Origin of the sequence: Pseudomonas sp. BNK-30, assembly GCF_047456185.1 — a bacterium.
GTDB lineage: Bacteria > Pseudomonadota > Gammaproteobacteria > Pseudomonadales > Pseudomonadaceae > Aquipseudomonas > Aquipseudomonas putida_E.
Genome location: NZ_CP179904.1, coordinates 2,519,858 through 2,541,978, shown reverse-complemented (window position 1 = coordinate 2,541,978; position 22,121 = coordinate 2,519,858). Strand labels below are relative to the sequence as shown.

23 protein-coding genes and 1 pseudogene are annotated in these 22,121 nt (G+C 63.9%); 13 read left to right on the top strand and 11 right to left on the bottom strand.

Annotated elements, in window-relative coordinates:
- Positions 1-28 precede the first annotated feature (28 nt).
- Positions 29-1,234: a 3-(3-hydroxy-phenyl)propionate transporter MhpT gene (gene mhpT, locus ACMGGN_RS11885; RefSeq protein WP_046785637.1), complete on the top strand. Its 1,206-nt coding sequence runs from the start codon at positions 29-31 to the stop codon at positions 1,232-1,234.
- 79 nt (positions 1,235-1,313) lie between these two features.
- Here the strand turns inward: mhpT and ACMGGN_RS11880 are convergent, their stop codons facing one another.
- Together ACMGGN_RS11880 and ACMGGN_RS11875 are read right to left on the bottom strand one after the other, a co-directional pair.
- Positions 1,314-1,823, bottom strand: a complete 510-nt coding sequence (locus tag ACMGGN_RS11880; RefSeq protein WP_115275193.1) for a nucleoside deaminase — start codon at positions 1,821-1,823, stop codon at positions 1,314-1,316.
- Positions 1,824-1,857: 34 nt separating this feature from the next.
- Complete coding sequence (locus ACMGGN_RS11875; protein ID WP_237860501.1) at positions 1,858-3,192, bottom strand: nucleobase:cation symporter-2 family protein; 1,335 nt, start codon at positions 3,190-3,192, stop codon at positions 1,858-1,860.
- 186 nt (positions 3,193-3,378) lie between these two features.
- On the opposite strand from ACMGGN_RS11875, the gene ACMGGN_RS11870 reads away from it, so the two are divergent.
- Positions 3,379-4,293 (top strand): LysR family transcriptional regulator, encoded by a 915-nt coding sequence (locus ACMGGN_RS11870; protein WP_125924833.1) that lies wholly within the window; start codon positions 3,379-3,381, stop codon positions 4,291-4,293.
- A gap of 98 nt (positions 4,294-4,391) precedes the next feature.
- Complete coding sequence (locus ACMGGN_RS11865) at positions 4,392-4,877, top strand: anti-virulence regulator CigR family protein (protein ID WP_115275191.1); 486 nt, start codon at positions 4,392-4,394, stop codon at positions 4,875-4,877.
- Between the two features lie 19 nt (positions 4,878-4,896).
- Here the strand turns inward: ACMGGN_RS11865 and ACMGGN_RS11860 are convergent, their stop codons facing one another.
- On the bottom strand, positions 4,897-5,883 hold the full coding sequence (locus ACMGGN_RS11860) for a 5'-nucleotidase (protein ID WP_046785633.1): 987 nt from the start codon (positions 5,881-5,883) through the stop codon (positions 4,897-4,899).
- Between the two features lie 173 nt (positions 5,884-6,056).
- Between ACMGGN_RS11860 and adhP the strand changes: the two genes are divergently transcribed.
- Complete coding sequence (gene adhP / locus ACMGGN_RS11855) at positions 6,057-7,067, top strand: alcohol dehydrogenase AdhP (RefSeq protein ID WP_414156795.1); 1,011 nt, start codon at positions 6,057-6,059, stop codon at positions 7,065-7,067.
- A gap of 104 nt (positions 7,068-7,171) precedes the next feature.
- Here the strand turns inward: adhP and ACMGGN_RS11850 are convergent, their stop codons facing one another.
- From ACMGGN_RS11850 to ACMGGN_RS11820, 7 genes and pseudogenes are all read right to left on the bottom strand, one after another.
- Entirely contained in the window at positions 7,172-7,918 is a 747-nt protein-coding gene (locus ACMGGN_RS11850) for an SDR family NAD(P)-dependent oxidoreductase (RefSeq protein ID WP_251962333.1), read from the bottom strand.
- A 12-nt stretch (positions 7,919-7,930) separates the two neighbouring features.
- Entirely contained in the window at positions 7,931-8,617 is a 687-nt protein-coding gene (locus tag ACMGGN_RS11845) for a type 1 glutamine amidotransferase domain-containing protein (protein ID WP_012313957.1), read from the bottom strand.
- Positions 8,618-9,067: 450 nt separating this feature from the next.
- Positions 9,068-9,691 carry a glutathione S-transferase family protein gene (locus ACMGGN_RS11840; RefSeq protein WP_119688739.1) on the bottom strand — a complete coding sequence of 208 codons (624 nt, stop codon included), beginning with the start codon at positions 9,689-9,691 and terminating at the stop codon, positions 9,068-9,070.
- Positions 9,692-9,968: 277 nt separating this feature from the next.
- Positions 9,969-10,373 (bottom strand): hypothetical protein, encoded by a 405-nt coding sequence (locus ACMGGN_RS11835; protein WP_414156794.1) that lies wholly within the window; start codon positions 10,371-10,373, stop codon positions 9,969-9,971.
- A 6-nt stretch (positions 10,374-10,379) separates the two neighbouring features.
- Complete coding sequence (locus ACMGGN_RS11830; protein WP_158621119.1) at positions 10,380-10,547, bottom strand: hypothetical protein; 168 nt, start codon at positions 10,545-10,547, stop codon at positions 10,380-10,382.
- Positions 10,548-10,674: 127 nt separating this feature from the next.
- Entirely contained in the window at positions 10,675-11,430 is a 756-nt protein-coding gene (locus tag ACMGGN_RS11825; protein WP_371316831.1) for a methyl-accepting chemotaxis protein, read from the bottom strand.
- A gap of 102 nt (positions 11,431-11,532) precedes the next feature.
- Positions 11,533-12,498 (bottom strand): annotated as a pseudogene (locus ACMGGN_RS11820) (HAMP domain-containing protein); the annotation flags it as partial.
- A gap of 537 nt (positions 12,499-13,035) precedes the next feature.
- Here ACMGGN_RS11820 and ACMGGN_RS11815 point away from each other — a divergent pair.
- On the top strand, positions 13,036-14,355 hold the full coding sequence (locus ACMGGN_RS11815; RefSeq protein ID WP_125922854.1) for a Na+/H+ antiporter family protein: 1,320 nt from the start codon (positions 13,036-13,038) through the stop codon (positions 14,353-14,355).
- A gap of 4 nt (positions 14,356-14,359) precedes the next feature.
- Here the strand turns inward: ACMGGN_RS11815 and ACMGGN_RS11810 are convergent, their stop codons facing one another.
- Positions 14,360-15,370, bottom strand: coding sequence for a FecR family protein (locus ACMGGN_RS11810; protein ID WP_177010267.1), 1,011 nt, complete (start codon positions 15,368-15,370; stop codon positions 14,360-14,362).
- Positions 15,371-15,613: 243 nt separating this feature from the next.
- On the opposite strand from ACMGGN_RS11810, the gene ACMGGN_RS11805 reads away from it, so the two are divergent.
- From ACMGGN_RS11805 to ACMGGN_RS11770, 8 genes are all read left to right on the top strand, one after another.
- Positions 15,614-16,087, top strand: coding sequence for a MarR family winged helix-turn-helix transcriptional regulator (locus ACMGGN_RS11805; RefSeq protein ID WP_039603231.1), 474 nt, complete (start codon positions 15,614-15,616; stop codon positions 16,085-16,087).
- A gap of 28 nt (positions 16,088-16,115) precedes the next feature.
- The gene (locus tag ACMGGN_RS11800; RefSeq protein ID WP_046785624.1) at positions 16,116-17,309 is read left to right on the top strand and encodes an HlyD family efflux transporter periplasmic adaptor subunit; all 1,194 of its coding nucleotides are present in this window, start codon (positions 16,116-16,118) and stop codon (positions 17,307-17,309) included.
- Entirely contained in the window at positions 17,306-18,841 is a 1,536-nt protein-coding gene (locus ACMGGN_RS11795; RefSeq protein ID WP_046785623.1) for a DHA2 family efflux MFS transporter permease subunit, read from the top strand. The genes ACMGGN_RS11800 and ACMGGN_RS11795 overlap by 4 nt, the downstream gene beginning before the upstream one ends.
- A gap of 84 nt (positions 18,842-18,925) precedes the next feature.
- Entirely contained in the window at positions 18,926-19,327 is a 402-nt protein-coding gene (locus ACMGGN_RS11790; RefSeq protein WP_046785622.1) for a hypothetical protein, read from the top strand.
- Between the two features lie 112 nt (positions 19,328-19,439).
- Positions 19,440-19,661, top strand: a complete 222-nt coding sequence (locus ACMGGN_RS11785; protein WP_012313972.1) for an MbtH family protein — start codon at positions 19,440-19,442, stop codon at positions 19,659-19,661.
- Complete coding sequence (locus ACMGGN_RS11780) at positions 19,658-20,377, top strand: thioesterase II family protein (protein WP_125922856.1); 720 nt, start codon at positions 19,658-19,660, stop codon at positions 20,375-20,377. Before ACMGGN_RS11785 ends, ACMGGN_RS11780 begins: the two co-directional genes overlap by 4 nt.
- A 57-nt stretch (positions 20,378-20,434) precedes the next feature.
- Entirely contained in the window at positions 20,435-20,986 is a 552-nt protein-coding gene (locus ACMGGN_RS11775; RefSeq protein ID WP_414156793.1) for an isochorismatase family protein, read from the top strand.
- Positions 20,987-21,012: 26 nt separating this feature from the next.
- Positions 21,013-22,065: a DUF1615 domain-containing protein gene (locus ACMGGN_RS11770; RefSeq protein ID WP_115275181.1), complete on the top strand. Its 1,053-nt coding sequence runs from the start codon at positions 21,013-21,015 to the stop codon at positions 22,063-22,065.
- Positions 22,066-22,121 lie beyond the last annotated feature (56 nt).

Below are 22,121 nucleotides of genomic sequence, written 5' to 3'. Positions count from 1 at the left end.
CAACGCATAACAACAAAAGGGCTTACCCATGCGTGATTCATCCCCTTCTTCAAGCAAGCCGGTGCTTACCATCGGCCTGTGTTTTCTCGTGGCATTGCTCGAAGGCCTCGACCTTCAGGCTACCGGCATCGCCGCACCGCACATGGCCAAGGCGTTCGCGCTGACGCCGGCGATGCTTGGCTGGGTGTTCAGTGCAGGGCTGCTGGGGTTGCTGCCCGGTGCATTCATCGGCGGTTGGCTTGCCGACCGGCTGGGCCGCAAGAACATCCTCATCGTGGCGGTGCTGTTGTTCGGCGGCTTTTCGCTCGGTACCGCCCTGGCCGACAGCTACGCCTCGCTGCTGGTCGCTCGACTGATGACGGGCCTGGGCCTGGGTGCCGCGTTGCCCATCCTGATCGCCCTGGCCAGTGAAGCGGCGCCCGAGCGGCTGCGCAGCACCGCGGTGAGCATCACGTATTGTGGCGTGCCCCTGGGCGGCGCCATCGCTTCGATCATCGGCATGGCGCCGTTGGGCGAAGACTGGCGTGTGGTGTTCTACGTGGGTGGTATCGCACCGATCGTCATCGCTCTGGTGCTGGTGGTATGGCTGAAAGAGTCCCAGGCGTTTCGTGCTCAAACCGGTGAGAAGGTTGCCGGCCAAGGCATGCTGGCCCAGCTGTTCGGGCCGGGGCATGCAAGCCGCACCCTGCTGCTGTGGGTGGCGTGCTTCTTTACCCTGACCGTGTTGTACATGCTGCTCAACTGGTTGCCGTCGTTGTTGATCGGGCAAGGTTTCAGCCGCCCACAGGCAGGCACGGTGCAGATCCTGTTCAACCTCGGCGGTGCGGCGGGCTCGTTCCTGACCGGGCGGATGATGGACAAGGGCCACGCCCGCCGCGCAGTGTTCATTGCGTACATCGGCATGCTGGCGGCGCTGGCGGGGTTGGGCCTGTCGACGAGCTTTGCCTTCATGCTGGTGGCCGGGTTCATTGCCGGCTACTGCGCCATCGGCGGCCAACTGGTGCTGTACGCACTGGCGCCGACCCTGTATTCGACCCAGGTGCGGGCCACTGGGGTGGGCGCTTCGGTTGCCATCGGGCGCTTGGGTTCGATGGCCGGGCCGTTGGCGGCGGGGCAGATCCTGGCCGCAGGGACGGGCGTAGGCGGGGTGCTACTGGCGGCTTCACCAGGCCTGGTGGTGGCTGCTGTGGCCGCACGGGCATTGCTGGCCAAACGTAACCGCCAACCGCAGTAAGCTGCCTGCAGGCGGTTCAAGGTGCCAGGCAGTTCGGTGACCCTGCCTGGCACTTCTTGGGCTCAGTGTGCGGCCATGCTCATTTCCAGAACCCCTTGTGCGCAGCCGCTGCTTCGTCCTCCAACAGCGGGCCGTGCACGATCACATCACGCTGACCACGGGCGAACACCTCACGGCACGGCAAGGAAAACGTCGGATTTTCCGGGTGGTCCCCGGTCAGCCCGAGCAGCGTATGTTCCGACAGCGCATACACCACCCGGCCAATACCGGTCCAGTACACGGCACCGGCGCACATGCAGCAGGGTTCGGCGCTGGTGTAGAGCGTGCAGTTGGCCAGTGCTTCGGGCGGCAGGGCCTTGGCTGCCAGGGCCGCAGCGACCAGTTCGGCGTGTTGGGTGGGGTCGCCTTCGGGCGGCATGGAGTTGTTGCCAGCGCTGGCGATCACCCGGCCTTCGGCATCGGCGACGATGGCCGCGAAGGGGTGGCGACCGCGAGCTTTGGACTGCTCTGCCAGGCGCATCGACTGGCGTAGCAGGTCCAGGTCGAGGGCGGACAGGTCGGTGGCAACTGGCGTGTAGGGAGTGGTCATGGATGCTCCTGGGGATAGGCAGGGGTAAAAGGGCTCACTTGGCCACGCTGGCATCGGCGCGGTCCGGGTCTGTGGTCTTGTCGTCATTGAGCAGCAGGTTGAGCGTGATCGCCGTGATCGCGCCGAGGAAAATGCCGCTCTCCAGCACCAGCTTGAGCGGGCCGCTCAGGTGATGGAAAAGCGCCGGGAACGACATTGGCAACACGCCGACGCTGATCGAAACGGCGACGATGATGCCGTTGCGGGTACCTTCGAAAGGCACGCGTGAAAGCGCCTGGATACCGGCCACCGTGGTCATGCCGAACATGACGATGGCGCACCCGCCCAGCACCGGCGTGGGCACGGCGGCGATCAGCGCGCCCAGTTTAGGAAACAGCCCCATCAGCACCATGATTGCGCCGGCAGCGGCGACCACGAAGCGGCTCTTGACGTTGGAAAGCGCGATCAGCCCGGTGTTCTGGGTGAAGGCGTTGTACGGGAAACTGTTGAACAGCCCGCCGAGCATCGTCGACAGGCCGTCTGCCCGGAAAGCGTTGCCTAGTGTGCTGGTATCTGTGGGCTTGCCGACCAGTTTGCCGATGGCCAGGCAGTTACCCGTGGTTTCGGCCATGATCACCAGCATCGCCAGCACCATGATGAGGATTGGCGTAGTGGAGAACTGCGGCGCACCGAAGGCCATGGGTGGGCTCAGCTCGAACCAGGCGGCTTCGCTGACCTTGCCGAAGTGCGTCATGCCAAAGGCTGCGGCCAGCAGGCTGCCGCACAGCAGGCCGATCAGCACGCTGAGGTTGCCGATAAAGCCCGAAAAGCGCGCATACACCAGCAGCGTGATGGCGACCGTCGCCATGCCCAGCAGCAGGTTGGCGGGGTTGCCGAAGTCCGGCGCCCCCGGGTCGCCGCCACCCAGCCAGATGGCCGCTGCGGGCATCAGCGAGATACCGATGATGGTGATCAGGCTGCCGATCACCACCGGTGGGAAGAAGCGCAGCAGTCGGCTGAACAGCGGCGCGAGGCCGATGGTGATGGCGCCGGCGGCAATCACGGCGCCAAACACCTCCTGAAGGCCGAACTGCTTGCCGATCATGATCATCGGTGCCAGCGCGATGAACGAGCAGCCTTGGATCAACGGCAGGCGCGCCCCGAAGCGCCAGAAACCTAGGGTCTGGATCAGTGTGGCGATGCCCGAGGTGAACAGGTTGGCGTTGATCAGCGTCACGACCTGCGCCTGGGTCAGGCCCAGTGCGCTGCCGAGGATGAGAGGCACCGCGACCGCGCCGGCATACATCACCAGCACGTGCTGCAGGCCAAAGGTGAACAGTTGCCGCAGCGGTAATACTTCGTCTACAGCGTGGACCTTGCTTGGGCTCATGGCGTGAATCTCCTGAAGGTGCGGCTCTTTTCGTTGTTTTCGGCGCCTGGAGTGACACGCAGCGCAGGGTTCGAACAGGGCAGCTGCAAGCGTGGTCGAGGCCGATGATCCGGCGAAATGAACGATGGAACAAATGAATAACCATCGTTAGCATCGATGGATCATGTGGCAGGGCAGGGGGTTGGGATGCGCTTTTCGCTGGAGCAATTGCAGGTGTTCGTCGCCGCAGTACAGGCGGGCTCGTTTTCGGCAGCGGCGCGGCGCCTGGGGCGTACCCAGTCCACCGTCAGCGCTGCAATCAGCAACCTGGAAACCGACCTGGGCGTGGAGTTGTTCGACCGCAGCAGCCGCATTCCGGCATTGACCGCCGCCGGGCATAAACTGCTGCTGCGGGCCGAGGGCATCCTTGAGCGTTGCTATGCCCTGGAGGGCAGCGCCGACAACCTGGCGCAGCAGGCCGAGCCTGCGCTCACGCTCGCCATCGAGGTGCCGTATGGGTCACTGATCCCGGTGTTCAAAGCGTTCGATCAGGCGTTCCCCTTCGTCGACTTGCTGATTCGCCACCCGGTGCACGGCGATGTCAGCGAAATGGTGCTTAAGGGTGAGGCAGACCTTGGCATCGCTTTTTCCCAGCCGGGCTACCCGCCTGCATTGGCCTTCCAGCAGCTGGGCAAACTGATCATGGCTCATGTCTGCCACGCCACCCACCCGCTGGCGCAACTGCAAACCTGCACCTTCGCCGACCTGCACGCCCACCGCCGCCTGGCCTTCTTCGCCCACGCGCAAAAGCTGCCCAGCAGCGAATACTTGCGTACCGCGCAGCTCTGGCAGGCCGAGAGCTACCTGGCGCTGGTGGAAATGGTGCGCGGTGGCCTGGGTTGGGCGACCCTGCCACGGCAGTTGGTGCAGCGGGAGCTGGGTGCCGGTGAGCTGATCGAGTTGCAGCTGCAGGCCTATCCGCACACCGACTGGTTGGTCGGCGTCGACCTGCTTTGGCATCAGCAGCGCCGGCCGGGCAGGGCTGCCCTGTGGTTGCGCGATTGCCTGCAGCGCACCAAGGTGTTCGAGCTGGACCGGCGCGGCATGCCTACCACGTTGTAGGCGCCATGTGCTGAGCTTCCCAGGCGCGCTGGCCTGCTATCGATGATTGCAATGTCGTCTACATTTCAACAAACCTCTACACCGCAAAGGATGCTCTCATGGCCAAGTTGAACGCTCTGATTGCCGCTGTAACGTCAGTGGCATTGCTCGCGGCGTCGGGCGCTGCGCTCGCCGACCCGGGTAACGGCAAAGGCAACGGTAATGGCAACGATAAGGGGCATGGGCAAGGCAAGGGGCAGGCCCCGCATGCCCAAGGGCAAGGCAACGCTGGCGGCAAAAAGGGTGGCTCGGGTAGCGATGACTGGCATGGCGGGCCGTCGATCGACCGGGGGGATGTGCTGGGCATTCTGGGTGGCCACCGCAGCTATTGGAGCCCGGGCCCAGCATTACCGCCGGGCATCCAGAAAAACCTGGCGCGCGGCAAGCCACTGCCGCCTGGTATCGCCAAGAAGCTCGATGGCCGGCTGCTTGGGCAGTTGCCTCATTACGACGGATACGAGTGGATGCAGGCCGGGGTTGACCTGATCCTGGTAGCTGTCGCCACGGGGATCATTTATGAGGTGGTGAACGGGGCGTTCGATTGAAGTGGCTGAAGCGGCGCTTTCAACCCATCTTCAAGCGTGCCGTGGTCGTGTTGACCACCTCGCTCGGGCGCCGCTCTAGCGTTTTGTTGGCTACCCCAAACGGCACATGCACCATCGGCAAATCCCCTGCCGCCGACATCAGATGGCTGCGCTGGTCATCGAAGAACATGTGTGGTTTGAGAATCGACAGCACGCGGCTCTTCTCCATTCCCCCAAGAAAGAACGATTCATCCGGTGAAACACCCCAGTCCTTCAAGGTCGTCACCACCCGTTCATGTGACGGGGCATTGCGCGCGGTGACGATGGCGATACGCAGGATGCGTTTGTATGCCGGGTCCTGCACCAGCTTCTGATCTTCGAGCGTGCGAATCAGCGAAAGCTTGCGATACAGGTCCGCCAACGGCCCCGGCTGGTGCGGAATGGCCTTGTGCGCATGTTCATGGGCCTGGAATTCATTCAGGTCCTGGCGCTCTTTGTACACGCTCTCCGCTTCGTCATCGGCAATCACCCCATCGAAGTCGAAGGCCACCCGCAATTCGGTGTCGATCTCGTCATCATAGATCTTGCTCGGCAGCACCAGGCCGGCGGGGTAGTCGGCGTCGATGGCACGCTGCACGTCGCCTTCGTGGGCGCTGAGAAACAGCGAGGCGTTGAAGGCGGGGATGTATTCGTAGGGCGAGCGGCCGGACATGAATGCGGCACGGGTGATATCCAGGCCGTAATGGGCGATGGAGCGGAACACCCGCAGGCCGGTTTCGGGTGAGTTGCGCGACAGCAGCACCACTTCTACCGGCAACTGCTCCGGGAAGGCCTTGTTGATGCTCAGGAAGCGGCGGATGAAGGGGAATGCCACACCTTTGGGGAAGGGCACGTCGAGGTTGGCTTCCTGGTGTAGGCGGTAGGCTTCCACGCCATCTGTCTGGTAGATATCGTCCGAGACGGTCAGGTCGAACAGTGCACTTGAGGCGACGCCGACGACGAGTTTCTGTTCGATGGGGTAGGGCATGGCGGGCTTCCTGGTGATGGTGCAGGGGCGCCTTGTCAGCAGGCTAGGCTCGAATCCTAGCAAACCCGGGCACCTACCGTCTCAGACCCTGACCTGCAGCAAGTCCTGCGGCCAAACCACCACTATGCTGAACCCTTCAACTCAAGCTCACTCAAGTAATCAAGGAGGCATTCATGAAAGCTGCAGTTGTTGCAAAAGGGCGCCGTGTGGACGTGGTGGAAAAAACCCTGCGCCCGCTTGCGCACGGTGAAGCGTTGCTGAAGATGCAGTGCTGTGGCGTGTGCCACACCGACCTGCACGTCAAGAATGGCGATTTCGGTGACAAGACCGGTGTGATCCTCGGCCACGAAGGGATTGGCGTGGTGGTGGAGGTAGGGCCGGGCGTCACTTCGCTCAAGCCGGGCGACCGGGCCAGCGTGGCGTGGTTCTTCCAGGGCTGTGGGCACTGCGAGTACTGCAACAGCGGTAACGAAACGCTGTGCCGTGAGGTGAAGAACTCGGGCTATACCGTCGACGGCGGCATGGCAGAGGCGTGCATCGTGGTGGCCGACTACGCGGTAAAGGTGCCCGAGGGGCTCGACTCGGCTGCCGCCAGCAGCATCACCTGCGCCGGTGTGACCACCTACAAAGCGGTGAAATCGTCCAACATCCGCCCCGGGCAGTGGATTGCGGTTTACGGCCTCGGTGGGCTGGGCAACCTGGCCCTGCAGTATGCGAAGAATGTCTTCAACGCCCGGGTCATCGCGATCGATGTGAATGATGAGCAACTGGCGTTCGCCCGTGAAATGGGCGCCGACCTGGTGGTCAATGCGCGCCGTGAGGATGTAGCCAAAGTCATCCAGGCGCAAACCGGTGGCGCGCATGCGGCCGTGGTGACGGCGGTGTCGAAAAGCGCGTTCAACTCTGCAGTCGATGCGCTGCGTGCCGGTGGCCGGCTGGTGGCTGTCGGGCTGCCGCCGGAGGCCATGAGCCTGGATATTCCGCGGTTGGTGCTCGATGGCATCGAAGTGGTCGGGTCACTGGTCGGTACCCGCCAGGACCTGGCTGAAGCCTTTGAATTTGCCGCGCAAGGCAAGGTGGTGCCGAAGGTGACGCTGCGGCCGATCGAAGACATCAACGACATTTTCGAAGAGATGCTGGCAGGTAAGATCAAGGGTCGGATGGTGATCAACTTCGCGGATTGAGCAGTGCCCTGTCAGGTGCATGGGGCGGGGTTTTCAGCGCTGTCTGGATCGAGCGCCAGAACACCCGAGCCATGCACCCGTCACTGTCTTCAACCTTGGCAACATCACCAGGTGATCGGCTGACCGTCCCACGCCCAGAAGCTGCCACTGTCCGCCGGCCCAAGCCGGCCAATCTGCTCCAGGATGCACTGCGCCGCGAACGCAGGTTCAAACAATTGCTCGGCGGGCACATTGGCCTGAAACGGTTGGGAAAGCTGCGTATCGGTGGTGCCGGGGTGCAGCACCAGCACCGTGGAAGCTGGGTTGATGCGTTTGAGTTCGATGCTTGCCGTATGCAGCAACTGGTTCAACGCGGCCTTGCTGGCGCGGTAGCTGTACCAGCCGCCCAGGCGATTGTCGCCGATGGACCCGACCCTGGCCGACAGCGCGGCAAAGGTGCAGGGCTGCTTGCGCAGCAGCGCCAGCAGGTGCTTGAGCAGCAGCACCGGCGCGAACGCGTTGGTCGCGAAGCTGGCCTGCAGGCCAGCCAGGTCGAGTTGGGCCAGGGCCTTTTCCGCCTTGGCACCGTCGCGCTGCAGAATGCCCAAGGTGCTTATGACCAGATCAAGGTGCGTGCAGGTGCGGCCGACCTCACGGGCCAGTGCTTCAAGGGACTGTTCGTTGCGGGCGTCGCAATCGATGCACACCAGGCGCTCGCCATGTGCAGCGGCGAGCGCGGCCAGGGCTTCGCTGCCCCTGGCCTGGCGCGACACCGCCCACACCCGCGCCATGTCATCGCGTGCCAGCAGCTGTTTACAAAGCGCCAGGCCGATGCCCTGGCTGGCGCCGCAGATGAGTGCGTTCAGCGTCATGGTGCAGCGGCCCTATTCGCTTGCCAGGCGCTTGAGCAGCGCCGTGGCCACCGCCTCGGACGATGCCGGGTTCTGCCCGGTGATCAGGTGCCCGTCCTCGACCACATGGCTTGCCCAGTCCGGGCCCTTGGAATACTCACCGCCATTGCGCTTGAGCATGTCCTCGACCAGAAATGGCACTACATCGGTCAGCCCGACCGCGTCTTCCTCGCTGTTGGCGAACCCGGTCACTTTCTTGCCCTTGACCACAGGATGGCCGTCTGGCGCGTTGACGTTCTTGAACACACCCGGCGCATGGCACACGGCGGCAATCGGTTTGTTGGACGCATAGAAGGCTTCGAGCAGCGTCTTGGAGTCCTTGTCCTCGGCCAGGTCCCACAGCGGCCCATGGCCACCGGGATAAAACACGGCGTCGAAGTCGTAAGGGTCGATTTCGCTCAGCGGTACTGTGTCGGCCAATGCCATCTGCCCCTCGGTGTCACTGCGAAAACGCCGGGTCGCATCGGTTTGCGCATCGTCCTCGTCGCTCTTGGGGTCCAGCGGCGGCTGCCCGCCTTTGGGCGAGGCGAGCGTGACGTCTGCGTTGGCGTCGATGAACACGTAGTAAGGTGCGGCGAACTCCTCCAGCCAGAAGCCGGTTTTTTTGCCGGTATCGCCCAACTGATCGTGGGATGTCAGCACCATCAGGATCTTTTTCATCTGAGCCTGTTCTCCAAACATGAATGGGCAGCGCGCCGTTCGCCCTGCATTACTGTGGGAGGGCGCAGCAGGGCAGACGTTCCCTGCGCAGCAGCATCCTGTGTTGTCAGCTTCGCGCAGTCTGCGGCCATACCACGGCCTGGCAAAGCAAGTATGTCCGATATCCTGCGGCAGAATGCAGCATCGCCCTTGCTGGTGATGCAGGCGCTGCGGTGTATGGCACCGGCTTTGCCGGTGATCGCCGGCAAGCCGGCTCCTACAGGAGTGGCGTCAGCTGTAGAAATTGGATAAGCCAGTGCCCCGCAAGGTGGTGAAACGGGTTGGATGCCATGCCTTATGGCCGGCGCCGTACCTCGTGTGTGTGCCGGCTTGCCGGCGCTCACCGGCGAAGCCGGTGCCTGTCGAGCTTCAGCCGTTACGCCGGCCTGGCCCTCGTGGTTGACGCTACCCCTACGCCATCCCGTTGCGCCCATGGGCCAGGAAGCCTGCACGCTCGCTCAACCGTTGGTAGTAATCCCGCACCGCCGGCAGGTGAGGGTGCTCGAAGGGCGTTTCGAACCAGCGATTGACCGAAAGCCCGATGGGGATATCGGCCAGCGTAAAGCTGTCACCGGCCACATAAGCACCGGTCGCAGCCAACTGCTGCTCGAGGATTCGCATATGGCGCGACCAGTCTGCGCACCCGGCGGCCAGCGCCTGGGCATCCTGGTGCGCGGGTGAGTGACGCACCAGCGACATGAACGCATAGCTCCACGAGCGGTTCAGGTCCGAGGCCTGCCAGTCGATCCATTGATCCACCCTGGCCCTGACCGTGGCCTCGGTGGGGTACACCGGCGCATCGCCATAACGCGTGGCCAGGTAGCGGATGATGGTGTTGGACTCCCACAGCGTGAAGTCGCCGTCCTGAATCACCGGGACCATGGCGTTGGGGTTCAGGGCCAGGAAGGCGGGCGTGTCGGTGGGCTGGAAGCCTGCGCCCCAGTCTTCGCGCTCGAAGGGAATATCGAACTCGATGCAGGCCCAGAGGACCTTGCGCACGTTGATGGAAGAATCCCTGCCCAATATCCGTAGCATGCTGTAGTCCTTTTCCGGGAAGAGCCGATCGTCAACCACGGCACTTCTTCGGTCAAGCGTAAAGCGCAATGGGCAGTAGCGGCCATGCACCCCCACCTAGGCACCGATTCGGTCCCCGGCGAGACGGCCGTTACCGAGGCCTTGCAGCCTTGGTGTTACGCCCATTCTGGCGTTTAGCATTTGGATGGATCGCGGGCAAGAAACCCGGCAGCCGGCTACGCTCACTACTTGAGAAACATTCTGCAACATTAGGCCAGCAGGCCCTGAAGGATCACGTTCACCGCTGCTGATGGATGGTCGCGCTGGTTTGGCAGGTCGCCCCATGGGGGGCCGCAAAACACAGGTTGCCGCAAGCAATCTGTGCAACTCCAAGCGGAGGATCATCATGCTCAGGAAATGCTTGTTGGCTTTGGCCATCGGGGCTGTGTTGTCGGCTTCGGCGGTATTGGTGCCTGACACTATCGGCAATACTTCGAATGCGTATGCGAAGGATGGTGGTGGTGGTGGTGGTGGTGGTGGTGGCGGTGGTGGCGGCCACGGTGGGGGTAGCGGTGGTGGTGGCCACGGCGGTGGGGGAGGTCACGGAGGCGGCGGTCACGGCGGTGGGGGGCATGGAGGCGGCAGCGGTGGCAGTGGCGCAGGCCACGGCGGTAGCGGCCACAGCGGTGATGGCGGCGGTCATGCTAGCTCAGGTCGCGGTGAAAGTGGCCGCAACGGGGCGGATGATGGGGCCAACCATGAAGCGAATCACGAAGCCAGTCATGGTGTGGGTGAGGCCCACGGCGTAGGGCATGGTGCTGATGATGGGGTCAATCATGATGTCGGGGATGATCATGGAGGTGATCGGACCTGACATTCACTCACCTCATGCAGCCCGATCCTGTCGCCGGCAACCCGGCCACAGGCACCCCGCTGCATGTCAGCTGTTGCAGGCCTCATCGCTGGAATGTTTGCGTAGCCATGCCAGTGATGAGAAGCACCCGTCAGACGCGGAACTGGTCCATCAACCCCTGCTGCTGGTTGGCCAGGCTGTTGAGCGACTGGCTGACCCGCGCCGACTCGTTGGCCTGCCCGGACAACGACTCGGTGACATCGCGGATGGTCGCGACATTGCTGTTGATCTCTTCGGCCACTGCGCTCTGTTCTTCGGCGGCGGAGGCGATCTGCAGGTTCATGTCGGTGATCACGGTCACGGCCTGGCCGATGCGCTGCAGCGCGGTGACGGCCTGGCCGACCTGCTCCACACCGCCCTGGGCCTGGCGGTGGCTGTTGTCCATGGCGCCGACCACCTCGCGGGTGCCGGCCTGCAGGGCTTCGATGACCTGGCGGGTTTCTTCCACCGACTCCTGGGTGCGCTGGGCCAGGTTGCGCACTTCATCGGCGACCACGGCGAAGCCACGGCCGGCCTCACCGGCACGGGCGGCTTCGATGGCGGCATTGAGTGCCAGCAGGTTGGTCTGCTCGGCGATCGAGCGGATCACCTCCAGCACCGAGCCGATCTTCTCGCTGTTGTGGGCCAGCCCTTCGACCTCGGCCATCGCATGGCTCATGTCTGCTGCCAGTGTGTCGATGCTGCGGGTGGTGCGGTCGATCACCGCCAGGCCTTCGCGGGTCGCCTGGTCTGCTTCACGGGCGGCCTGTGCAGCCTGTGCGGCGCTGCGGGCGACATCCTGGGCCGTGGCGCTCATTTCGTGCGAGGCGGTGGCCGCCTGGTCGACCTGGCGGTATTGCTGTTCCATGCCGGCGCTGGTTTGCGTGGCAATCGCCGAGGACTGGTCGGCGGTGCTGCGGGCCGCCTGCACCGAGCGTTTGACCTCGGCGATGGTCGGCTGCAGTTTGTCCAGGAAGCGGTTGAACCAGCCGGCCAGTTCGCCGAGCTCGTCCTGTTTGTCATAGGTCAGGCGGCGGGTGAGGTCGCCTTCACCACTGGCGATGTCCTTGAGCATGGCCGCCACCCCGAGGATCGGCCGGGTCACGCCACGGGCCATCAGCCACACCAGCAGCAGGCCGGCAATCGCAGCGCCCAGGCCAAGGCCCAGCTCCAACAGGGTGCCGCTGGTGTTCAGGGCGTCGAGCTCTTGTTTCAGCGCCTCGGCCGGCCCGGTCAGGGCGTTTTCCGGCACATCCAGCAGCACACCCCATGGCTGGGCGCCAGGGATCGGCTGGAACGCCGCGAGTACCTTGAGGCGTTGCTGGTCGTGGTGGACGCTCAATTTACCTTCGGCCAGCTTGCGTACCAGTTCGGCGCCTTTGCTGGTGTCGACCTGGTCGAAACGCTGGGCCAGCTTGCTGGCATCGGCACTGTAGCCGGCCAGCAGGCCCACGGGGCTGAGAATGCCGACCGTGGTGCGGCCCTCGTACAGGCTGCGGCTGGCTTCCTGGCTCAGGGCCTGCAGGCTGTTGAGGTTGATGTCGATGGACAAGGTGGCGATCACCTTGCCGTTGACCGCCAGCGGGAACACGATGCTGGTCATCAGCACGCGGTGGCCGTCGATGTCGTAGAAGTACGGCTCCACCACGCAGACCTTGCCGCTGCTGCGCGGGCACACCCACCAAGTGTTGGCGGGCTGGCCGCTGGGGCCGATCTCGGTGTTGGCCATGTCGTGCTCGGGCAGGGCCATGGCGGTCAGCTGGCCCACGCGCGGCTGCGACCAGTACAGGGCGAAGCGGCCGGTCTCGTTGCTGCCAAGCTCGGCTTGGCCGGTGAAGAGGCTGTCCTTGCCGTCCAGGGCATTGGGTTCGAACACCAGTGACAGGCCCAGCAGGTCGGGGTTGGCCTGCAGGGCTGCACGAACCTGGCGGGTCATGTCTTCGCGCAGGTCGTAGGCATCCAGGAAGCGCTTTTCCGCCTGTTCACGCAGGAACAGCACCTGGCGGGCGAACCCGGCGCCGTACTGGTAGGCATCCATGAACTGGCGGCTGATGTTCAAGGCCTGGACCTCGCCTTGCGACTCGATGCGCGCCTGCGCTGCCTCACTGAGCATCTTCTCGCTGCTGGCTTTGACCAGGTCCGAGCTGTGGTCCATGCGGTACAGCGAAAGGCCGACGAGCAGTGTGACGATGCTGGCCAGGCACAGGCCGGCAAGCAGGGTGATCTTCCACTGGATGGAAAGTTGTCGCAAAGGCATGGGGCGTCCCTTTTTTGAGGGTAAGGGTTTGGCTTTGGATCTTGGGTGGGGCTCAATCCCTCTGCTATATCGGCGGCCCCGGTTTTTTCTTTATTCAAACATTCAATTTAAATTTGCCGGCCCGCGTAATACGCCGCCGCCTGGCGCTTTTGACATCTGTGCGCCAGTGCTGCAGAGTGCGCGCTTTTTGTCTGCAGCTACGAGGAAAGCCAAACCATGAATGCAGTGATTGCCGCGGTAGGCATCATGCTGATACTCAGCCTGTCGCGCGTGCACGTGGTCATCGCCTTGATCATCGGCGCCCTGGCCGGTGGCCTGGTCGGTGGCCTGGGCATCGAGGGCACGCTCAAGGCCTTCAACGGCGGCCTGGGCGGTGGCGCCACGGTGGCGTTGTCCTACGCCTTGCTCGGCGCCTTTGCCGTGGCGATTGCCAAGTCCGGTCTGGCCCACGCCCTGGCCGACCGTGCGCTGGCGATGATCGACCGCCAGGGCCATGCCAGCGGCGGCAAGGTCAAGTGGCTGCTGATCGGCCTGATGCTGGTGGTGGCGGTGTCGTCGCAGAACATCCTGCCCATCCACATCGCCTTCATCCCGCTGCTGGTGCCGCCGCTGCTGTACGTGCTGACCCGTCTGCGCATCGACCGCCGGCTGATCGCCTGCGTGATCACCTTTGGCCTGATCACGCCGTACATGTTCCTGCCGGTAGGGTTTGGCAACATCTTCCTCAACGAGATCCTGCTGGCCAACGTTGCCCGCGCAGGCGTGGACGTGAGCGGTGTCAACGTCACCCATGCCATGGCCATTCCGGCGGCGGGCATGCTGGCCGGCTTGCTGCTGGCGGTGTTCTTCAGCTACCGCAAGAAGCGTGACTATGACCTGGCGCGCATCGAGCAGGTCGAGCAGGCCAGCGTGCAGTACAACCCGCTGACCCTGCTGGTGGCGGGGCTGGCGATCGCTGCGGCGTTCATCGTCCAGCTGTGGCTGGACTCGATGATCATAGGCGCCATGGTCGGTTTCCTGATCTTCTCGCTGTCGGGCATCGTGCGCTGGAAAGACACCGACGGCCTGTTCACCGAAGGCATGAAGATGATGGCCATGATCGGGTTCATCATGATCGCAGCTTCGGGGTTCGCCGAGGTGCTCAAAGCTACTGGCGAGGTCAACGGCCTGGTACAAACCTCGGCGCAATGGATCGACCACAGCAAGGGCGTGGGTGCCTTGCTGATGCTGTTGGTGGGGTTGCTGGTGACCATGGGCATCGGTTCGTCGTTCTCGACGGTGCCGATTCTGGCGGCGATCTTCGTGCCCCTGTGCGTGCAGCTGGGCTTCGACCCGCTGGCCACGGTGTGCATCGTCGGCACCGCCGGTGCTCTGGGCGATGCAGGCTCGCCGGCATCGGACTCGACCCTTGGGCCAACCTCGGGGCTCAACGTCGATGGCCAGCATCACCATATCTGGGACACCGTGGTACCGACGTTCATCCACTACAACCTGCCACTGATGGCGTTTGGCTGGCTGGCGGCGATGACGCTCTAGCGCATCAGCCCTTGTCGGGCGGCGGGGAAATGCGGTTGAGGACGGTGCTGCCGTCCTTGCTGCGGGTCAGGTACACCGGCAGCACCTTGGGCAGGTTGTCCACCAGGCGCTTGACTTCACGGGTGTTGTAGATGCCGCTGATGCGGATGCGGCCGGTGCTGGCATCGGCCAGCAGCAGGGGCGCATCGAGGTAGCGGTTGATCACTGGCAGTGCCTGTTCGAGGCTGAGGTTGTCGAGCACCAGCTTGCCGCTGCGCCAGGCCAGGCTGTTGCCATAGTCTTCGCTCTGGGCCAACTGCGGCTCGAAGTCGCCGGTGCGATAACTGGCCTGCATGCCTGGGCCAAGGCGGTAGCCGCCGGTGCTGCCGTCGCTGCTGACCAGCACCGAACCCTGTACCAGGGTGACCTTGACCTGGTCCTGATACTTCCACACGTTGAACTGGGTGCCAGTGACCCGGGTCTGGCCGTGGCCGGCACGGACGATGAAGGGGTGGGTGCTGTCATGCTGCACCTTGAAGAACGCCTCGCCTCGCTTGAGCGTGACCTGACGCTGGTCCTTGTAGTTGAAGTAGGTCAGTTCGGTGTTGAGGTTGAGCTCCACCGTGCTGCCGTCGCTCAGTTGCACGGTCCGCGCCTGGTCGCCTGCTTCAACGTGCTGGTAGTGGTTGGGTAGCCAGCCCTGCTCCCAGCCAACCCAGCCCGCCAGCGGCAACACCAGCAGGGCGATGGCTGCTGCCGAGGCCATGGGCCGCCAGTGGCGGCGTTGCCGCGCCATAGTGCGTACAGGTGGGTTGAAATCGATGACCGTGGCGTTGCGCGGCAGCAGGTCGGCGGTCTGCCAGATTTCCAGCATCGCCTGGTATTCATCAGCGTGGCGCGGGTCCGCTGCCAACCAGCGTGCGAATGTTTCACGCTCGGCCTGGGTGCAATCGTCGGCGTGCAGGCGCATGCACCACTGCGCGGCGGCGTCGGTGATGGCATCGTCTGGGCTGGGACTGAGGCGGTCTTGGTTCATTGCGGCTCCGGGTTTTGCGCATTCTACCCCTGCGAGGGGCCTCCCGAGAACCAAGGTAATGGCGAATGACTATCAGTTATGTGTATTTTGATCGGTTTCGCCAGGATTTTCCAGCGTTTGAGAACCCTTCCCGGCACCCACCAGGCGTATGGTCCTGGGCTATTTCCATAGCCCCCTAATGAAAGCTTTGACATTTGCTGCCTAGGCAGTAATATTTTTACACAATTGCCCGAGCTGCTGCCGATGTCCCATTTCACCCCGCAAAACTTCCAGTCCTGCGCCATCGGCATGCTGCTGGGCCGTGCGGCGATCCTCAAGGACCGCATTCTCGACTGGCACCTCGAATCAGAAGGCGTTACCGCCGCGCAGTTCAAAGTGTTGATCATCGTCACCCAGTACCAGGTGGATACGCCGGCCGAGCTGTGCCGCTACCTGGGCCTGGACAGCGGCTCGATGACCCGCATGCTCGACCGCCTCGAGCACAAGGGCCTGATCTTGCGCAACCGCTGCGCCGACGACCGTCGCCAGGTACGCCTGGCCCTGACCGCCGAAGGCCAACGCCTGGCCGACCGCTTGCCCGAGATCGGCGCGGCGGCGATGAACGAACTGGTCGGCGTGCTGCAGCCTGACGAACTCAAGACCCTTGAAGGCCTGCTGGCCAAGGTCCTGCTCGGTGCCGGCGACCCTCTGACGATCCGCCGCTTCGGCGATCGTTGATTCCTGTTTCATATTCCAAGGTATTGTCATGGCCAATAACGCAGACACCTCAACTCCCTCCGCCGCACCCGAACCGTCGCGCAAGCGCAAAGTCTGGCTGCTTGGCCTGTTGCTGGTGGTGCTGCTTGCCGGCGCTGGCGCCTGGGCCTGGTACAGCCTGATCGGGCGCTGGCACGAAAGCACCGACGACGCCTACGTCAACGGCAATGTGGTGGAGATCACCCCGCTGGTCACCGGCACCGTCACCAGCATCGGCGCCGATGACGGCGACCTGGTGCATGCTGGCCAGGTGCTGTTGCAGTTCGACCCGGCCGACAGCGAGGTGGCCCTGCAGGCCGCGCAAGCCAATTTGGCCCGTACGGTGCGCCAGGTGCGTGGCCTGTACAGCAACGTCGATTCCCTCAAGGCCCAGTTGCAGACACGCCAGGCCGAGCTGCAGAAGGCCCGGCAGAACTACAACCGGCGCAAGGTGCTGGCTGACAGCGGTGCGATCGCTGCTGAAGAAATCTCCCATGCCCGCGATGACCTGACCGTGGCCCAGGCCGCCGTCAACAGCGCGCGCCAGCAGCTCAATACCAGCACGGCGCTGGTGGACGACACGGTGGTGTCTTCGCACCCCGAGGTCATGGCCGCCGCCGCCGACCTGCGCCAGGCTTACCTGGACCACGCACGCACCACGCTGGTGGCGCCAGTCACCGGTTACGTCGCCAAACGTACCGTGCAGCTCGGCCAGCGTTTGCAGCCGGGCACCGCGACCATGGCAGTCATCCCGCTGGACGAGGTGTGGATCGACGCCAACTTCAAGGAAACCCAGCTGCGCGACATGCGTATCGGCCAACCCGTGGAAATCAGCGCCGACCTGTACGGCAGCGACGTGAAATACAGCGGCACCGTCGACAGCCTGGGCGCCGGCACCGGCAGCGCGTTCGCCTTGCTGCCGGCACAGAACGCCACCGGCAACTGGATCAAGATCGTCCAGCGTGTACCGGTGCGCATTCACCTCAGCCCGGACCAGCTCAAGGCCCACCCGCTGCGCATCGGCCTGTCCACCGTGGTCGAGGTCGACTTGCACGATCAGAGCGGCCCGGCCCTGGCCCAACAGCCGCCGCAGCAGGCCAGCTACACCACCCAGGTGTACGACCGTCAGTTGGACGAAGCTGACCATCTGATCGCTCGGCTGATCCACGACAACAGCGCCCCTGGCAAGACGGCGCAACGATGAGCAACAACGCTGCGGCGCAGTTCACCCCGCCGAGCCTGCTGCTGACCACCATAGGCCTGTCGCTGGCGACGTTCATGCAGGTGCTCGACACCACCATCGCCAACGTGGCCTTGCCGACCATTTCCGGCAACCTGGGGGTGAGTTCCGAGCAGGGCACCTGGGTGATCACCTCGTTTGCGGTGAGCAATGCCATCGCATTGCCGCTGACCGGTTGGCTCAGCCGGCGCTTCGGTGAGGTCAAGCTGTTCATCTGGGCCACGCTGCTGTTCGTACTGGCGTCTTTCCTCTGCGGTATCTCGCAGTCGATGCCGGAGCTGGTGGGCTTTCGTGTGCTGCAGGGGGTGGTGGCCGGGCCGCTTTACCCGATGACCCAGACCTTGCTGATTGCCGTCTATCCGCCAGCCAAACGGGGGATGGCACTGGCGTTGCTGGCGATGGTCACGGTGGTGGCGCCGATTGCCGGGCCGATCCTGGGCGGGTGGATAACCGACAGCTACAGCTGGCCGTGGATCTTCTTCATCAACGTGCCGATCGGCTTGTTCGCGGCCGCAGTGGTGCGTCAGCAGATGCGAGCACGGCCGGTGGTGACCAGCCGCCAGCCCATGGACTACATCGGCCTGCTGACCTTGATTGTCGGTGTGGGCGCATTGCAGGTGGTGCTCGACAAGGGCAATGACCTGGACTGGTTCGAGTCGTCGTTCATCATCATCGGCAGCCTGATTTCGGTCGTGTTCCTGGCGATATTCATCATCTGGGAGCTGACGGACCGCCACCCGGTGGTCAACCTGCGGCTGTTCGCGCACCGTAATTTCCGCATCGGTACCATTGTGCTGGTGGGGGGCTATGCAGGCTTTTTCGGCATCAACCTGATCCTGCCCCAGTGGCTGCAGACGCAGATGGGCTACACCGCCACCTGGGCAGGCCTGGCAGTGGCACCGATCGGCCTGCTGCCGGTGATCATGTCGCCGTTCGTGGGCAAGTACGCGCAGCGTTTCGACTTGCGGGTGCTGGCGGGGTTGGCGTTCCTGGCCATCGGTGCCAGCTGCTTCATGCGCGCGGGCTTCACCAACGAGGTGGACTTCCAGCACATTGCCCTGGTGCAGCTGTTCATGGGGATTGGTGTGGCGCTGTTCTTCATGCCGACCTTGAGCATTCTGCTGTCGGACCTGCCGCCGCATCAGATCGCCGACGGGTCTGGCCTGGCGACGTTCCTGCGCACGTTGGGCGGCAGTTTTGCGGCGTCGTTGACCACGTGGATCTGGATCCGCCGGGCGGACCAGCATCATGCCTACCTGAGCGAGAACATCAGCCAGTTCGACCCGGCGACGCGGCACACGCTGGAGCAACTGGGCGGGGCAAACCCGCAAAGCTATGCGCAGCTGGAGCAGATACTCAACGGGCAGGCCTACATGATGTCGACGGTGGATTACTTCACCTTGATGGGCTGGGTGTTTGCCGGGTTGATTCTATTGGTGTGGTTGGCCAAGCCGCCGTTTGCTGCCAAGGCGGGGCCGGCTTCAGCGGGGCATTGAGCAGGCGCGGTTTTGGGGGCGGCGCTCAATTTTGCGCAAGCGGTTGGCGCACGCTCTTTCGCCGCGACGCGCTATGCTTGGCCCATGAGCACAGCACTTGCCTTACGCCAACCTTGCCCACCTGGCGCCTGTGACTGCGGCCGCGAGCACCTGGCCGCGCAGCCGCCTGCGGCCCAGCGCATCCTCCTGCTCACCCGCCAGGAGGAGAAGCGCCTGATCGAGCGGCTGGAAAACCTCAAGGACCTTGAAGACCTGCAGCGCTTGCAGGCCAGGCTGTACGAGAACCTGGGCATTCGGCTGCATATCGCGCCCGGTTACAACGAGGTGCGTACCATGCGCGGGATAGTCATCGAACTCGATGACCAGCCTGGGTTATGCCGCAAGACCCGCCAGTCGATTCCGGCGGCTATACGGCGCGGGTTGGAGCGCAATCCGCAGGTGGCTTATCGCTTGCTGGATACCCATGACTTGCTTAGGGATGCTTGAGGCCCAGAAGTTGTCATGCCCAAACGCTAATTTTTCGGATGTTTCCTACGTCTACCAGAGAGCCGCCCTACGCCAAGCGCGTACCGGCATCCATCACTCAAGGAGACAGGCAATGACTTCCGTTTTCGACCGCGACGATATCCAGTTCCAGGTAGTGGTCAACCACGAAGAGCAATATTCCATCTGGCCCGACTACAAGGCGATCCCCAACGGCTGGCGCGCTGTGGGCAAGAGCGGGCTGAAAAAGGACTGCCTGGCCTACATCGACGAAGTCTGGACCGATATGCGCCCGCTGAGCCTGCGCCAGAAGATGGCGGACGCTGCCGCACAGTGACCGCGCTCAACCTGCTGTGCCTGCCTTATTCCGGGGCCAGCGCCATGGTCTACAGCCGTTGGCGGCGCAAGCTGCCAGCCTGGCTGCAGGTACGCCCGGTCGAGTTGCCCGGGCGCGGTGCGCGCATGGGCGAGCCGCTGCACACCGACATGCAGGCCTTGGCCCGGCAACTGGCAGCCGAACAGCGCCAGGCCGCTGCTGCGCCGTATGCGCTGCTTGGCCATAGCCTGGGGGCGCTGCTGGCCTTCGAGCTGGCCCACGAGCTGCAGGCGCTGGGGTGCCCGCTACCGGTGGCGCTGTTCGCTTGCGGTACTGCGGCGCCCACCCGGCGTGAGGACTATGACGGCAAGAACTGGCGTGAGCCCAAGACCGATGACGAGCTGCGCAATGAACTGCGGGAACTCAATGGCACGCCGGAGGAGGTGCTGGCCAATGCCGAGCTGATGAGCCTGACGTTGCCGATCCTGCGGGCGGATTTCCTGCTCTGTGGCCGTTACAGCTACCGACCAAGGCCTGCCTTGGCGTGCCCGCTGCATGTGCTGGGCGGGCAAGACGACCGCGCCAGTGAAGAGCAACTGCGGGCCTGGGGCCAGGAAACCCAGGGTGCATTCACCTTGCAGATGTTTCCGGGCAGCCACTTCTTCATCCATGAGCAGGAGGACCGTGTGCTCACGGCGCTGGCTGCAGCATTGGAGCCCCATCGGCTTTGCGCCTGATTGACGTTGCCGCTTGCCTTGGGGATGCTAGGCGTTTTCCCAGGCAAGAGGCAGACAATGCTGATCGATCCTAACCAGGCCACGTTGCTGGTCGTCGACATCCAGGAAAAGCTCATTGGCGCGATGAGCGACGCCGAGGGCACCCGCGCCCGGGCACGCTGGCTGCTGGCAGCATGCGCCGATCTCGCACTGCCGATCGTCATCAGCGAGCAATATCCCAAAGGCCTGGGGCACACCCTGCCCGAGCTTCTCGCCGCCGCCCCTGCAGCTGAAATCGTGGAAAAGACCCATTTTTCCTGCGTTGCGGCCCAGTGCCTGCCAGCCAGCCTGTTGGCGCGCGAGCAAGTAATCGTGTGCGGCATGGAAACCCACGTCTGCGTGCTGCAGACCGTGCTCGGCCTGCTGGGCCTGGGCAAGCAGGTGTTCCTGGTCGAGGATGCCTGCGACAGCCGTACCTTGGCCAACAAGGCTGCAGGGCTTGCGCGGATGCGGCACGCCGGGGCGCAGGTAGTCACCCGCGAAATGGTGCTGTTCGAGCTCATGGGCAACGCCAGCCACCCGCAATTTCGCCACATCAGCAAGACCTATCTGGTCGGGGAGCAGCCCTGAACGGCCGGCTGCTGGCTGCCGGGTTGATGGCCCTGGCGCTGCTGCAGGGCTGCGCCGGGCGTCGTGAGGAAGAGCCTGAGGCCGACCCTGCCAAGGTGCGTGCCCAACTGGTGCGCTTGTTGCCAGCCCAGGCCAGGGACCGCGAGGGCTGGGCCAGGGATATCCAGGTGGCGTTCGAAGCCCAGCGCATAGCCCCGAGCAAGAGCAACCTGTGTGCGGTGCTGGCGGTGACCGAGCAGGAATCGACCTTCAATGCCGACCCGCAGGTCCCCAACCTTGGGCGCATTGCCCGTGCCGAGGTCGACCGCCGCGCGGCGAGCCTGCATATCCCGCGGTTGCTGGTGGACGGTGCACTGAATACGGCTTCTGGCAATGGCCAGACGTATCAGCAGCGGCTGCTTGCGGTGCGCAGTGAGAAGCAACTGAGTGCGCTGTACGACGAATTCATTACCGGCCTGCCGCTGGGCCGGACCTTGCTGGGCGGGCTGAACCCGGTGCACACCGGTGGGCCGATGCAGGTTAGCGTCGAGTTTGCCGAGCAGCATGCCAAGGATTACCCCTACACCTACGACGGCACCATACGCCAGGAGGTCTTCAGCCGTCGTGGCGGCATGTATTTCGGTATCGGCCATTTGCTGGGTTACCCCGCGCACTATGAGCGCCAGCTCTATCGCTTCGCCGACTTCAACGCGGGCTGGTACGCCAGCCGTAATGCCGCGTTTCAGGCGGCCCTGAGCAAGGTGACGGGCGTGCCCTTGGCCCTGGATGGTGACCTGATCGCCCCCGGCGCGATCATGCCCGGCAGCACCGAGCAGGCGGCGCGCAAGCTGGGTGTGAAGCTGGGGCTGCGTAACCCGCAGATCCGCAGCCAGCTGGAACTGGGTGACAGCCTGGCCTTCGAGGACAGCAAGCTGTACAGCGGGGTGTTCGCCCTGGCTGACGCAGCCGCAGGCAAACCGGTGCCGCGCGCCAAGTTGCCGGGGATCGAACTGAAAAGCCCGAAAATCACCCGCAAGCTGACCACGGCGTGGTTTGCGGGGAGGGTGGATGAGCGGTATCAGCGGTGCATGAAACGCTAGGGCTGTCTGCCCTGGCCCGATCGCCGGCAAACCGGCGATCGGGCAGGTACAGGCTG